Source organism: Streptococcus sp. Marseille-Q7156 (assembly GCF_965119495.1).
Genome location: NZ_CBCPLU010000001.1, coordinates 746,681 through 760,106 on the forward strand (window position 1 = coordinate 746,681; position 13,426 = coordinate 760,106).

General features: G+C 40.4%; 13 protein-coding genes. All 13 read left to right on the forward strand.

The genetic code is table 11. The features are described from left to right. The first annotated feature begins 14 nt into the window (after positions 1 to 14). The 13 genes from ACWPV5_RS03695 to ACWPV5_RS03755 all read left to right on the forward strand — a co-directional run bounded on the left by ACWPV5_RS03695 (position 15) and on the right by ACWPV5_RS03755 (position 13,311). On the forward strand, positions 15 to 557 hold the full coding sequence (locus tag ACWPV5_RS03695; protein ID WP_265526179.1) for a ClbS/DfsB family four-helix bundle protein: 543 nt from the start codon (positions 15 to 17) through the stop codon (positions 555 to 557). A 283-nt stretch (positions 558 to 840) separates the two neighbouring features. After that, positions 841 to 1,344 (forward strand): hypothetical protein, encoded by a 504-nt coding sequence (locus ACWPV5_RS03700; RefSeq protein WP_265526182.1) that lies wholly within the window; start codon positions 841 to 843, stop codon positions 1,342 to 1,344. 340 nt (positions 1,345 to 1,684) lie between these two features. Further along, entirely contained in the window at positions 1,685 to 2,287 is a 603-nt protein-coding gene (locus ACWPV5_RS03705) for an ADP-ribosyltransferase (protein ID WP_265526184.1), read from the forward strand. A gap of 55 nt (positions 2,288 to 2,342) precedes the next feature. Beyond that, positions 2,343 to 3,035, forward strand: coding sequence for a YjjG family noncanonical pyrimidine nucleotidase (locus ACWPV5_RS03710; RefSeq protein ID WP_261091443.1), 693 nt, complete (start codon positions 2,343 to 2,345; stop codon positions 3,033 to 3,035). A gap of 61 nt (positions 3,036 to 3,096) precedes the next feature. Beyond that, positions 3,097 to 3,750: a uracil-DNA glycosylase gene (locus tag ACWPV5_RS03715; RefSeq protein ID WP_261084052.1), complete on the forward strand. Its 654-nt coding sequence runs from the start codon at positions 3,097 to 3,099 to the stop codon at positions 3,748 to 3,750. A 9-nt stretch (positions 3,751 to 3,759) separates the two neighbouring features. Next, positions 3,760 to 4,224: an NUDIX hydrolase gene (locus ACWPV5_RS03720; RefSeq protein WP_001135768.1), complete on the forward strand. Its 465-nt coding sequence runs from the start codon at positions 3,760 to 3,762 to the stop codon at positions 4,222 to 4,224. 12 nt (positions 4,225 to 4,236) lie between these two features. After that, entirely contained in the window at positions 4,237 to 5,505 is a 1,269-nt protein-coding gene (locus ACWPV5_RS03725; protein ID WP_060805544.1) for a dihydroorotase, read from the forward strand. A gap of 41 nt (positions 5,506 to 5,546) precedes the next feature. Then, positions 5,547 to 6,908 carry a sodium-coupled multidrug efflux MATE transporter PdrM gene (gene pdrM, locus ACWPV5_RS03730; RefSeq protein WP_060805543.1) on the forward strand — a complete coding sequence of 454 codons (1,362 nt, stop codon included), beginning with the start codon at positions 5,547 to 5,549 and terminating at the stop codon, positions 6,906 to 6,908. A 153-nt stretch (positions 6,909 to 7,061) separates the two neighbouring features. Further along, positions 7,062 to 8,030, forward strand: a complete 969-nt coding sequence (locus ACWPV5_RS03735) for a thiamine pyrophosphate-dependent dehydrogenase E1 component subunit alpha (RefSeq protein ID WP_000105367.1) — start codon at positions 7,062 to 7,064, stop codon at positions 8,028 to 8,030. Positions 8,031 to 8,045: 15 nt separating this feature from the next. Beyond that, a complete protein-coding gene (locus tag ACWPV5_RS03740; RefSeq protein WP_000448714.1) occupies positions 8,046 to 9,038 on the forward strand; it encodes an alpha-ketoacid dehydrogenase subunit beta in 993 nt (330 codons plus the stop codon). A gap of 432 nt (positions 9,039 to 9,470) precedes the next feature. Beyond that, a complete protein-coding gene (locus ACWPV5_RS03745) occupies positions 9,471 to 10,514 on the forward strand; it encodes a dihydrolipoamide acetyltransferase (RefSeq protein WP_000752716.1) in 1,044 nt (347 codons plus the stop codon). A gap of 45 nt (positions 10,515 to 10,559) precedes the next feature. Beyond that, a complete protein-coding gene (gene lpdA, locus ACWPV5_RS03750) occupies positions 10,560 to 12,263 on the forward strand; it encodes a dihydrolipoyl dehydrogenase (protein ID WP_454382385.1) in 1,704 nt (567 codons plus the stop codon). Between the two features lie 58 nt (positions 12,264 to 12,321). After that, positions 12,322 to 13,311 carry a lipoate--protein ligase gene (locus ACWPV5_RS03755; RefSeq protein WP_454382387.1) on the forward strand — a complete coding sequence of 330 codons (990 nt, stop codon included), beginning with the start codon at positions 12,322 to 12,324 and terminating at the stop codon, positions 13,309 to 13,311. Positions 13,312 to 13,426: the final 115 nt, after the last annotated feature.

Here is a 13,426-nt window from a genome sequence, read left to right on the forward strand (position 1 = left end):
GAAGGGAGAACTCTGTGCCTAGACCGAAAACAAAAGAGGAGCTAATGCTGGCCTCTAAGGAAAACTATGAAAAGCTCAATCGTTTCATCTCCCAACTAAGTGAAGATGAGGTACAGATTCCATTTGATTTTTCAAGAGACCCAAAGAAAAAAGAAACTCACTGGAAAAGGGATAAAAATCTACGGGATGTCTTGATCCATCTTTATGAATGGCAGCAGTTACTTTTGACTTGGGTACATTCCAATCAAAAAGGTCACGAAAGACCTTTTCTCCCTGAACCTTATAATTGGAAAACTTATGGACAAATGAATGTCGCTTTTTGGAAGAAGCACCAGAAAACCTCCTTAGAAGAAGCGACTAGACTCCTAGAACAATCACATAGAGAGGTTTTAGAGTTGATAGAAGTTTTTATCAATGACGAACTCTTTATCAAAGGTATCTATAAGTGGACGGGTGGGACAAGTCTAGGTTCCTATTTTGTCAGTAGCACGTCAAGCCACTATGATTGGGCTCTGAAAAAACTCAAAGCTCATCGGAAGAATTGTAACTCCTACTAGTTAAAGTGAGTATGAAGTTTAGAAAAAGCTCTTCTAAGTTTCGAATAGCTTCATTCTCGTTATTTTTGAACAATTCTAGCTTTAGAATCCTTCAAAAATTAAAATTTAAGGCTATCATGGACTTAGAATAGAAATAAAACATTTATTTTAATGTAATTCTAAGTTTAGAATTGCAATGATATTAAAGGGGTCGAACTGTTCGATACTTAAAATGCCTTGATTCTGAGAAATGTTAACTAGAAAATGTTTCGAATGTTTTTTTCAGATATAGGATGTTAGATAGATGGGTGAGGTTATGAATATACAAAAAAAGAAAGTTAGAAAAGAGTTGGTGTCCCTCTGTTTGGGAGAACTTGCAGCCGTTCTATCCTTTTGGTTTTGTTTTTTCCTTTTGAAAAATCGGCTTGGTGATGAGAATAGTCTAGTATCCATTCTCTATTCTTTGTCTTTACTGACATTTATATTGCTTCAAGGTTCAATCTTCTGGGCGATTTTGATTAGAAGACTGTCGAATCCCCAGTTCGGAAGTGTAATTGTCTCTAGTGTATATGGCGGGCTCAGAATACTAGACCTTGTTTTACTTATTTCAGACTTTCCTTTTATAGTCTGGAATACCCAGAGTGTCCAAGTGACTATTATAGCCATACTAATACAGCTTTTTGCCTTTATCGAATGGATCAATTATTACCTCCTACGATTATCCTATAGTTTGAATCCACTTGTTTTATGGAAACGAATTACCAAGGGAAAACTCGAAAAGAGCAGAATAGCCAAGGAGTTAGGGTAGGGGAAGTGAGATATTAGAAAGTATTTCTGTCCTTTAAATTAATTTAGATAAAGATAGCTACATATTTACACTAGGAAAATTTTTTAACAGAGTTTAATGAAAACTATGGCATACATTTATAGAGCAAGTCGTCATCACGATTGAAAAAAAGCGATCTTTACTTTAAAAAGTGGGTAAAAAATAGCACTATGATTTCTTGCTCACTTTTTCTATTGTTTACGGATAAATAGGTGAAAAAGAATTAAAACAATTTGTGAATGAATAGTAACTGTTAATTATACTGGAAAATTTCTTTTTATATATGTTATAATATTACCAAATTTTAAGTGAGGTTATAATAATGGTTTATCTAGAATTTGAAAAAAATGATGCTTCAAAATGGATAGGAAAAACTTTCGCAGAGTGGCAAATAGATTATGCAAATTCATACAAAAAGAATGAATTTTGGAAAGATTCTTTAACTCCTTTAGAATGTTATTGTGCTGGTTATATGACTAGAGTAAATGAGTTATTAAGAACAGGTTCTAGTTCAGTAAACATTGAAAAACTTCATAACTTGAAAAGATTTTTAGATGATGATTTTAAATCTGCTCCAATGATTCAAGATAACATTGTGGTATATCGTTATGTTGACGTGGATGAGTTTAATCAAATTTCCCAAAGCGACACAGGGTTTATTGATAAAGGTTATTTGAGTACAACACTAAATAAAAGAATCTATTTAGAACAAGATAGTCGGTTAAACTATTTAGATACAGATTATGTATTAAAAATATATGTTAAAAAAGGAACAAAAGCGTTATTTGTATCTGGATTTGATTATGCAATAGAAAATGAATTTGAGTTACTTTTCAAAAGAAATTCAAAATTAGTGAAACATACAGAGCCTTATTGGGATAATGATTTTAAAAGAAATATACTTGAATGTTTGCTAAAAGATTAGAAAATTATGTACCCCCTTTAGACTTCAAGCACCCCCTAGAAAGGAAAACCTCAAATTGTCCTACAAATTTCTACTTTTCGACCTCGACCACACTCTTCTTGATTTTGATGCTGCTGAGGATGTGGCTTTGACGCAACTTCTAAAAGAAGAAGGAGTTGCAGATATTCAGGCTTATAAAGACTATTATGTTCCTATGAATAAGGCTCTCTGGAAGGACTTAGAGCAAAAGAAAATCAGTAAACAAGAGCTGGTTAACACGCGCTTTTCTCGTTTATTTGCTCACTTTGGACAGGAAAAAGACGGTAGTTTTCTAGCCCAGCGTTATCAATTTTACCTCGCTCAGCAGGGGCAAACGATTTCGGGTGCTCATGAACTTTTGGACAGCCTCATCGAGCGTGATTATGAGCTATATGCTGCGACAAATGGTATTACTGCCATTCAGACAGGGCGTTTGGCTCAATCACGTTTGGCTCCTTACTTCAACCAAGTCTTTATCTCTGAACAGTTGCAAACACAAAAGCCTGATGCTCTTTTCTATGAAAAAATTGGTCAGCAAATTGCTGGATTTAGTAAAGAAAAAACGCTGATGATTGGAGATTCCCTAACCGCCGACATTCAAGGCGGCAATAATGCGGGGATTGACACTATCTGGTACAACCCTCATCGTGTTGAAAATCACACACAAGCCCAGCCGACTTACGAAGTCCATTCTTACCAAGACTTGCTGGATTGCTTAGATAAACTGTAAAAAGTGGTTTAGATAGCCACTTTTTGCTATAATAGAGGCAGTAAAAACGAAGGAGTCGGCTATGGAACACTCGTCTTGGCATGCTTTGATTAAGGCGCAATTACCTGAGGGTTATTTTGGGAAAATCAATCAGTTTATGGAGCAGGTCTATGCTCAGGGGACTATTTATCCACCCAAGGAAAAGGTTTTTCAGGCTCTCTTGACAACACCGCTTGAAGAAGTTAAGGTGGTGATTCTAGGGCAAGATCCCTATCACGGGCCAGGTCAAGCGCAGGGTTTGAGTTTTTCTGTACCTGACTCTATCCCAGCTCCGCCATCCTTGCAAAATATCTTGAAAGAATTGTCAGATGATATCGGGGTTAAGAAATCTCATGATTTGACAGCTTGGGCTGAGCAAGGAGTCTTGCTTCTTAATGCTTGTTTGACAGTTCCTGCTGGACAGGCCAATGGTCATGCTGGTCAGATATGGGAGCCTTTTACGGATGCTGTGATTCAGGTGGTCAATCATCTAGATAGACCAGTCGTTTTTGTACTCTGGGGAGCTTATGCACGTAAGAAGAAGGCCTTAGTTACCAATCCTCATCACTTGATTATCGAATCAGCCCATCCCAGTCCTTTATCGGTTTACAGAGGATTTTGGGGTTCCAAGCCTTTTTCCAAGGCCAATACATTCTTAAAAGAGACAGGACAAGAGCCAATCGATTGGCTTAGATAAGGAGAAAATATGCCTCAGTTAGCGACGATTTGCTACATTGATAACGGAAAAGAACTGCTCATGCTCCATCGTAATAAGAAGCCTAATGATGTCCATGAAGGGAAATGGATTGGTGTGGGTGGTAAGCTAGAGAGAGGAGAGACGCCCCAGGAATGCGCGGCGCGTGAAATCCTTGAAGAAACAGGGCTCAAAGCCAAGCCAGTTCTAAAAGGTGTTATCACTTTTCCTGAATTTACGCCAGATTTAGACTGGTACACCTATGTTTTTAAAGTGACGGAGTTCGAGGGTGACTTGATTGACTGCAACGAGGGAACGCTAGAATGGGTTCCCTATGATGAGGTTTTGAGCAAGCCGACTTGGGAAGGTGACCATACCTTTGTTGAGTGGCTTTTAGAGGATAAACCCTTCTTTTCAGCCAAGTTTGTTTATGATGGGGATAAATTGTTGGATACTCAAGTTGATTTCTATGAATAAAGGAGAAAGCAGATGCTACTAATCAAAAATGGTCGTGTAATGGATCCCAAGTCTGGTTTGGATCAAGTGTGTGATGTCTTAGTCCAAGATGGGAAAATTGTCAAAATTGCGCCTGAGGTCAAGGAAGAAGGAGCAGAGATAATTGATGCTACTGGTCTTGTAGTTGCTCCTGGCTTGGTCGATATCCATGTTCATTTCCGTGAACCGGGACAAACACATAAAGAAGACATTCATACTGGTGCCCTAGCAGCCGCTGTAGGTGGTTTTACTACTGTCGTCATGATGGCTAATACCAGTCCAACCATTTCAGACGTGGAGACTTTGCAAGAAGTTCTTCAATCTGCTGCCAAGGAAAAAATCAATGTTAAGACGGTTGCGACCATTACTAAAAACTTTAATGGGCAAGATTTGACTGACTTTAAGGCACTTTTAGAAGCTGGTGCGGTTGGTTTCTCAGACGACGGTATTCCTCTTGAAAGCAGTAAAGTTGTCAAGGAAGCCATGGAGGAAGCTAAAAAGCTTAATACCTTTATTAGTCTTCATGAGGAAGATCCAGGTTTGAATGGGATTCTTGGGTTTAACGAAAATATTGCTAAAGAACATTTCCATATCTGTGGTGCAACTGGGGTAGCTGAGTATGCTATGATGGCGCGTGATGTCATGATTGCCTATGCAACTAAGGCTCATGTCCATATTCAGCATTTGTCTAAGGAAGAAAGTGTTAAAGTAGTGGAGTTTGCTCAAGGATTGGGAGCGCAAATCACAGCAGAAGTAGCGCCACAGCATTTTTCTAAGACCGAAGCGCTCCTTTTGACACAAGGAAGCAATGCTAAGATGAATCCTCCACTTCGTTTGGAATCAGACCGTCGTGCTGTGATCGAAGGTCTTAAATCAGGCGTCATCACAGTTATAGCGACTGACCATGCGCCTCACCATGCAGATGAAAAAAATGTTGAGGATATCACCAAAGCACCATCTGGCATGACAGGTTTGGAAACATCTCTTTCTCTCGGATTGACTTATTTGGTCGAAGCTGGTGAGTTAAGTTTGATGGAATTGCTCGAAAAGATGACATACAACCCAGCCAAGCTTTACAACTTTGAAGCAGGTTATTTAGCTGAGAATGGTCCAGCAGACATCACTATTTTTGATGCTAAGGCTGACCGACTTGTGGACTCCCATTTTGCTTCGAAAGCAACCAATTCACCATTCATTGGTGAAACCTTAAAAGGGCAGGTTAAATATACCATCTGTAAGGGACAAATTGTCTATCAAAACTAGGTGGGAGTCTGCTCTGTAAACCAAAAGAATAGAGCGTCTATATGTACCAAACCCATCATTTTAAAGACAAGTTTATCTTATTTTTAAAGATATTTTTCCCTATCCTGATTTATCAATTTGCCAATTATTCTGCCTCCTTTGTTGATACGACTATGACTGGTCAATACAACACCATGGACTTGGCTGGTGTGTCTATGGCAACCAGTATCTGGAATCCTTTTTTTACATTCCTGACAGGGATTGTGTCAGCCCTGGTACCCATCATTGGTCACCATCTTGGGCGAGGCAAAAAGGAAGAGGTTGCGTCTGATTTTTACCAGTTCATCTATCTGGCCTTGGGTCTATCTATGCTCTTGCTGGGGATGGTACTTTTCTTGGCACCACCAATCTTGAATCATATTGGACTAGAAGCACCGGTGGCGGCAGTAGCGGTTCGCTATCTCTGGTTTTTATCTATCGGGATTATCCCCTTATTGCTTTTTAGTGTCATTCGTTCCTTGCTGGATTCGCTGGGCTTGACCAAACTGTCCATGTACCTCATGCTTTTGTTGCTTCCTCTCAATAGCGGATTTAACTATCTCTTGATTTACGGGGCATTTGGTGTTCCAGAACTGGGAGGTGCTGGTGCTGGTTTAGGAACATCCTTGGCCTACTGGGTCTTGCTGGGGATTTCTGTTCTGGTTTTATTTAAACAGGAGAAGCTCAAAGCCTTACACCTTGAGAAACGCATTCCACTTAATATGGATAAAATTAAGGAAGGAGTTCGCTTAGGTCTTCCTATAGGGGGAACTGTCTTTGCAGAAGTAGCTATCTTTTCCGTGGTTGGCTTGATTATGGCTAAGTTCTCATCCTTGATTATTGCTAGTCACCAGTCAGCAATGAACTTTTCAAGTCTCATGTACGCCTTTCCTATGAGTATCTCATCTGCTATGGCTATTGTCGTTTCCTATGAAGTAGGAGCCAAACGATTTGATGATGCGAAAACCTATATTGGTCTAGGAAGATGGACAGCCCTTATTTTTGCGGCCTTCACCTTATCTTTCCTTTACATTTTTAGAGGAAATGTGGCCAGTCTTTATGGTAACGACCCAGAATTCATCGATTTGACAGCGCGATTTTTGACTTATAGTCTTTTCTTCCAGTTAGCAGATACCTTTGCGGCACCGCTTCAGGGAATTTTACGGGGGTATAAGGATACCGTTATTCCTTTTTACCTTGGTTTGGTTGGTTACTGGGGGGTGACACTCCCAGTAGCTATGGTATTCGACTCTCTAACAGATTTTGGAGCTTATTCTTACTGGATTGGCTTGATTATTAGTCTAATCGTGAGTGGGGCGCTCTACCGTTGGCGTCTAACTGTGATTATGAAGAGATTTGAATCTTTAGCAAAATCTAAATGCTAAAAAGTTTGTGAAAAAATATTATTGATAAGAAAATCCCTTGTTTCCATGGGGTTTTCTTTTTTATTTTGTGAAATTTACATGAGAAAAACTTTGACAGTATTTTCCAAAAACGGTAAAATGGTAAGGTAAGAAGAAAGTTAGAAAGGCAAGAAGATGTCAACTTTAGATAAAAATCTTTTGCTCGAAATGTTCCGTAAGATGGAAGAAATCCGTCGCATGGACTTAAAAATTGCACAATTAGTAAAGAAAGGGAAAGTGCCAGGAATGACGCACTTTTCTGTTGGTGAAGAGGCAGCTAACGTGGGGGCTATGTTAGCTCTCAATCCAGATGATCTGATTACCTCAAACCACCGTGGTCATGGACAAGCTATTGCCAAAGGAATTGACCTTAATGGAATGATGGCTGAAATCCTTGGAAAATACACCGGAACCTGTAAAGGTAAAGGTGGATCTATGCATATAGCCGACCTTGATGCTGGTAACCTTGGTGCCAATGGTATCGTAGGTGGAGGTATGGGAATCGCTGTTGGTGCAGCCCTCAGTCAGCAAATGCAAAATACCGGAAAAATCGTTGTCTGCTTCTTTGGAGATGGTGCGACCAACGAAGGTGTTTTCCACGAAGCAGTGAACATGGCTTCTATCTGGAACCTGCCAGTCATTTTCTATTGCATTAACAACGGTTACGGTATCTCTGCGGATATCAAGAAAATGACCAATGTAGAACATATCCATCAACGTAGCGCCGCTTATGGAATTCCTGGAATGTTCATCGAAGACGGTAACAATGTCATCGATGTCTATGAAGGATTTAAGAAAGCTGTAGATCATGTTCGTGGTGGCAATGGTCCAGTCTTGATTGAAAGTGTAACTTATCGCTGGCTTGGTCACTCATCATCTGACCCTGGTAAATATCGTACACGTGAAGAAGTGGAATTGTGGAAACAAAAAGACCCAATCGAAAACCTCCGCAAGTACCTCATTGAAAATAATATTGCAAGTGCCGAAGAATTGGAAGAAATCCAAGCGCAAGTAAAGGAAGCAGTAGAAGCTTCTGTTAAATTTGCAGAGGAAAGTCCATTCCCACCGCTTGAATCAGCCTTTGAAGATATATACGCAGACTAAGGAGAAAGAGATAAAATGGAAACAAAAACAATGTCCTTCCGTGACACCATTATCCTTGCTATGTCTGAGGAAATGCGTCGCGATGAAAATGTGTTCTTGATGGGAGAAGACGTCGGTGTCTTCGGAGGAGACTTCGGAACTTCTGTTGGAATGCTTGAAGAATTTGGTCCAGAACGTGTCCGTGACTGTCCGATTTCTGAAGCAGCCATCTCAGGGGCAGCAGCAGGAGCAGCCATGACAGGACTTCGTCCAATTGTCGATATGACCTTTATGGACTTCTCGGTCATTGCCATGGACAATATCGTCAACCAAGCTGCTAAAACACGTTATATGTTTGGTGGTAAAGGTCAGGTTCCAATGACTGTTCGTTGTGCAGCAGGTAACGGAGTTGGTTCTGCAGCCCAGCACTCGCAATCTCTAGAGTCTTGGTTTACTCACATTCCAGGACTTAAGGTTGTAGCGCCAGGTACACCTGCGGACATGAAAGGATTACTTAAGTCTTCTATCCGTGATAATAACCCTGTTATCATTCTTGAGTACAAGTCAGAATTTAACCAAAAAGGGGAAGTGCCAGTTGATCCAGACTACACAATCCCACTTGGAGTTGGGGAAATTAAACGTGAAGGAACGGATGTAACAGTTGTTACTTACGGGAAAATGCTTCGCCGTGTGGTTCAAGCAGCTGAAGAATTAGCAGAAGAAGGAATTTCAGTTGAAATTGTGGATCCTCGTACCCTTGTTCCACTTGATAAGGATATCATCATCAACTCAGTGAAGAAGACTGGTAAGGTTGTTCTGGTCAACGATGCCCATAAAACAAGTGGCTATATCGGAGAGATTTCAGCTATTATTTCAGAATCAGAAGCATTTGATTATTTAGATGCACCAATCCGCCGCTGTGCAGGAGAAGATGTGCCAATGCCTTACGCACAAAACCTGGAAAATGCAATGATTCCAACCGTTGAAAGCATCAAAGATGCCATCCGAAAAACATATAACAAAGAATAGAATTGCATAAGATAAATTATGTAAAATAACGGTTGTTTTTAACTTTAGTAACTTGAGATATGTATTGTACCCAAGTTATTTGCAAATTTGCGACAGGAGAGAGTCGAATCGATAATATTCGACGAATGAATTAGTAACTCTACAAGCAACTTGAGATACGTGTTGTATCCAAGTTGCTTGTAGAGTTGAGCACGGGCTAAAAGCTCGGAAAAAAGATAAATCTCCTTGACTTCATCGAAGTCTACGTTGATTTCCTATTTTTCGGTCGCTTTTAAACGCCCTTTGCATCATATAATTGAAATAATTGAACTCGGGCTAAAGTCTGTGTGAAAAAGATAAACTTTCCTAGAAACTAAAGTTTCTTCGTCAAGTTTCCTATTTTCACTTTGACTTTTGACGCCCTTAGTATCTTATAATAGAATTGGAGAGGTCATGGCTGATGACAAGCTAAGAGCGACTCCTGCGGCTAGAAAGTTAGCGGATGATTTAGGGATCAACCTCTACGACGTTTCTGGCTCAGGTGCAAACGGTCGTGTCCACAAAGAAGACGTGGAAACTTATAAAGACACAAACGTGGTTCGCATTTCGCCACTTGCAAAACGAATTGCCCTCGAACATAATATTGCTTGGCAGGAAATCCAAGGAACTGGTCATCGTGGTAAAATCATGAAGAAGGATGTTTTGGCCTTGCTTCCTGAAAATATCGAAAACGATACCATCAAGTCTCCTGCTCAGATTGAAAAAGTGGAAGAAGTTCCTGATAACGTAACACCATACGGTGAAATTGAACGTATTCCAATGACACCAATGCGTAAGGTTATTGCCCAACGTATGGTTGAATCTTACCTAACTGCGCCAACCTTCACGCTCAACTATGAAGTTGATATGACTGAAATGTTGGCTCTTCGTAAGAAGGTTCTTGAGCCAATCATGGAAGCAACTGGGAAGAAGACTACTGTAACAGATCTTCTTTCACTTGCTGTTGTGAAAACCTTGATGAAGCATCCTTATATCAACGCTTCATTGACAGAAGACGGCAAGACCATTATCACTCATAACTATGTCAACCTTGCGATGGCAGTTGGAATGGATAATGGATTGATGACACCTGTTGTTTACAATGCTGAGAAGATGAGTCTTTCAGAACTGGTTGTAGCCTTTAAGGATGTTATTGGCCGTACCTTGGATGGTAAATTGGCTCCAAGCGAACTGCAAAATTCAACATTTACTATCAGTAACTTGGGAATGTTTGGAGTTCAGTCCTTTGGTCCGATCATCAACCAACCAAACTCAGCTATCCTTGGTGTGAGTTCGACAATTGAGAAGCCAGTTGTCGTCAATGGTGAAATTGTGATTCGCCCAATCATGAGTCTTGGTTTAACAATTGACCACCGTGTCGTAGATGGTATGGCTGGTGCTAAGTTCATGAAAGACTTGAAAGAATTGATAGAAAATCCAATCTCAATGTTGATTTAAGAACAAGAGTATTCATTTTAAAGATATAGATAAAGGAAGGAAGACATGGCCTTAGAAGTAATTATGCCAAAAGCCGGCGTGGATATGACAGAAGGACAAATCGTCCAATGGAATAAAAAAGTCGGAGAATTTGTAAAAGAAGGAGAAATCCTTTTGGAAATCATGACTGACAAAGTCAGCATGGAATTGGAAGCCGAAGAAGATGGGTACTTGATTGCCATTCTCAAAGGAGATGGTGAAACTGTCCCTGTAACGGAAGTTATCGGTTACCTTGGTGAAGAAGGGGAAAACATCCCAACAGCTGGAGCAGCAGCCCCAGAAGCTAGCCCTGCACCTGCAGCAAGTGCCTCAAACGATGATGGTAAGAGCGATGATGCTTTTGATATCGTTGTGATTGGTGGAGGTCCTGCTGGTTATGTTGCAGCCATCAAAGCTGCCCAACTCGGCGGTAAGGTTGCCCTTGTTGAGAAATCTGAACTTGGTGGAACCTGCTTGAACCGTGGCTGTATCCCAACTAAGACCTACCTTCATAACGCTGAAATTATCGAAAACATCGGTCATACCGCAAACCGTGGTATCGTAATCGAAAATCCAAACTTCACTGTAGATATGGACAAACTTTTAGAAACTAAATCTAAAGTTGTTAATACTCTTGTTGGTGGTGTTGCAGGACTTCTTCGTAGCTACGGAGTTACTGTTCATAAGGGTATCGGTACTATTACTAAAGACAAGAATGTCTTGGTAAATGGTTCAGAATTGCTTGAAACCAAGAAAATTATCCTTGCTGGTGGTTCAAAAGTCAGCAAGATCAACGTTCCTGGTATGGAATCGTCACTTGTCATGACCAGTGACGATATTCTTGAAATGAACGAAGTTCCAGAAAGTCTCGTTATCATTGGTGGTGGGGTTGTCGGTATCGAGCTTGGTCAAGCCTTCATGACATTCGGTTCAAAAGTAACTGTTATCGAAATGATGGATCGCATTGTCCCAGCAATGGATGCGGAAGTATCTAAGAACCTTCGCTTGATCCTTGAGCGTAAAGGAATGACCATCTTGACTGGTACTAAACTGCAAGAAATCATCGAGGAAAATGGTCAACTTCGTATCAAGGTTGAAGGAAAAGACGATATTATCGCAAGCAAAGCTCTCCTTTCAATCGGTCGTGTTCCGGATCTTGAAGGTATTGGTGATGTTGAGTTTGAATTGGATCGTGGACGTATCAAGGTCAATGAATACATGGAAACTTCTGTTCCAGGCATCTATGCACCAGGTGACATTAACGGTACGAAGATGTTGGCGCATGCAGCCTTCCGCATGGGTGAAGTTGCGGCTGAAAATGCCCTTAAAGGAAATCATGCTGTTGCCAAACTGAACTTGACTCCTGCAGCCATCTACACTCTCCCTGAAGTAGCAGCAGTAGGTCTAACAGAAGAACAAGCTCGTGAGAAATACGATGTCGCTATCGGTAAATTCAACTTTGCTGCTAACGGTCGTGCTATAGCATCTGACGCTGCTCAAGGTTTCGTAAAAGTTATCGCTGATAAGAAATACGGAGAAATCCTTGGTGTGCACATCATTGGTCCTGCAGCTGCAGAATTGATTAACGAGGCATCAAGCATTATCGAAATGGAAATCACTGTTGAAGAAATGCTGAAGACTATCCACGGACACCCAACCTACTCTGAAGTAATGTACGAAGCATTTGCGGATGTTCTAGGAATGGCCATCCATTCACCTAAGAAAAAATAAAACGAAGATAGATTAGACTGGAAGACATTTTCCAGTCTCTATCGTATAAAGGGATATCATGAAATATATTATCAATCATTCAAACGACACTGCCTTTAATATCGCCTTGGAAGAATACGCCTTTAAACACTTACTAGATGAGGAACAAATCTTCCTTCTTTGGATTAACAAACCATCTATCATTGTTGGTCGTCACCAGAACACTATTGAAGAAATCAACCGTGATTATGTTCGAGAAAATGGTATTGAGGTAGTCCGCCGTATCAGTGGTGGTGGAGCTGTTTATCACGATTTAAACAACCTCAACTACACCATCATTTCAAAAGAAGATGAAAACAAGGCCTTTGACTTCAAGAGTTTCTCAACTCCAGTTATCAATACCTTGGCTCAACTAGGTGTTAAAGCTGAGTTCACAGGCCGTAATGACCTTGAGATTGATGGCAAAAAATTCTGTGGCAATGCCCAAGCTTATATCAATGGCCGTATCATGCACCACGGTTGCTTGCTCTTTGACGTTGATTTATCAGTACTTGCTAACGCACTCAAGGTTTCAAAAGATAAATTTGAATCAAAAGGTGTCAAATCGGTCCGTGCCCGTGTAACCAATATTATCAATGAATTACCAGAAAAAATCACAGTTGAAGAATTCCGTGATTTGCTATTGGAATACATGAAAAAAGAGTACCCAGAGATGACTGAATACGTTTTTTCTGAGCAAGAATTGGCCGAAATCAATCGCATCAAGGATACTAAGTTTGGAACTTGGGACTGGAACTACGGTAAATCACCTGAGTTTAACGTCCGTCGTGGGACAAAATTCACCAGTGGTAAAGTCGAAGTCTTTGCTAATATCGTCGAATCAAAAATCCAAGACATCAAGATTTATGGGGACTTCTTTGGTATAGAAGACGTTGCAGCTGTAGAAGATGTCCTTCGTGGCATCAAATACGAACGCGAAGATGTTCTTAAAGCTCTAGAAACTATTGATATTACACGCTACTTCGCTGGTATTAGCCGTGAAGAAATCGCTGAAGCGGTAGTAGAGTAAAGAAAAGCTATTTGTTAGTCATTGTGGGTTGCAGAAAAGATATTATCTGGATAGGACAAGTCTTAAAACCTGCTGAACGAGAATCAAAAAGAACTCACTTCCAATGCTTAATAAA

What these genes read in the sequence shown, in the direction of transcription:
- lpdA (WP_454382385.1), top strand. Translation starts at nt 10,560, where the DNA reads ATGGCCTTAGAAGTAATTATGCCAAAAGCCGGCGTGGATATGACAGAA.
- ACWPV5_RS03705 (WP_265526184.1), top strand. Translation starts at nt 1,685, where the DNA reads ATGGTTTATCTAGAATTTGAAAAAAATGATGCTTCAAAATGGATAGGA.
- ACWPV5_RS03715 (WP_261084052.1), top strand. Translation starts at nt 3,097, where the DNA reads ATGGAACACTCGTCTTGGCATGCTTTGATTAAGGCGCAATTACCTGAG.
- ACWPV5_RS03725 (WP_060805544.1), top strand. Translation starts at nt 4,237, where the DNA reads ATGCTACTAATCAAAAATGGTCGTGTAATGGATCCCAAGTCTGGTTTG.
- ACWPV5_RS03700 (WP_265526182.1), top strand. Translation starts at nt 841, where the DNA reads ATGGGTGAGGTTATGAATATACAAAAAAAGAAAGTTAGAAAAGAGTTG.
- ACWPV5_RS03745 (WP_000752716.1), top strand. Translation starts at nt 9,471, where the DNA reads ATGGCTGATGACAAGCTAAGAGCGACTCCTGCGGCTAGAAAGTTAGCG.
- ACWPV5_RS03755 (WP_454382387.1), top strand. Translation starts at nt 12,322, where the DNA reads ATGAAATATATTATCAATCATTCAAACGACACTGCCTTTAATATCGCC.
- ACWPV5_RS03720 (WP_001135768.1), top strand. Translation starts at nt 3,760, where the DNA reads ATGCCTCAGTTAGCGACGATTTGCTACATTGATAACGGAAAAGAACTG.
- ACWPV5_RS03740 (WP_000448714.1), top strand. Translation starts at nt 8,046, where the DNA reads ATGGAAACAAAAACAATGTCCTTCCGTGACACCATTATCCTTGCTATG.
- ACWPV5_RS03735 (WP_000105367.1), top strand. Translation starts at nt 7,062, where the DNA reads ATGTCAACTTTAGATAAAAATCTTTTGCTCGAAATGTTCCGTAAGATG.
- pdrM (WP_060805543.1), top strand. Translation starts at nt 5,547, where the DNA reads ATGTACCAAACCCATCATTTTAAAGACAAGTTTATCTTATTTTTAAAG.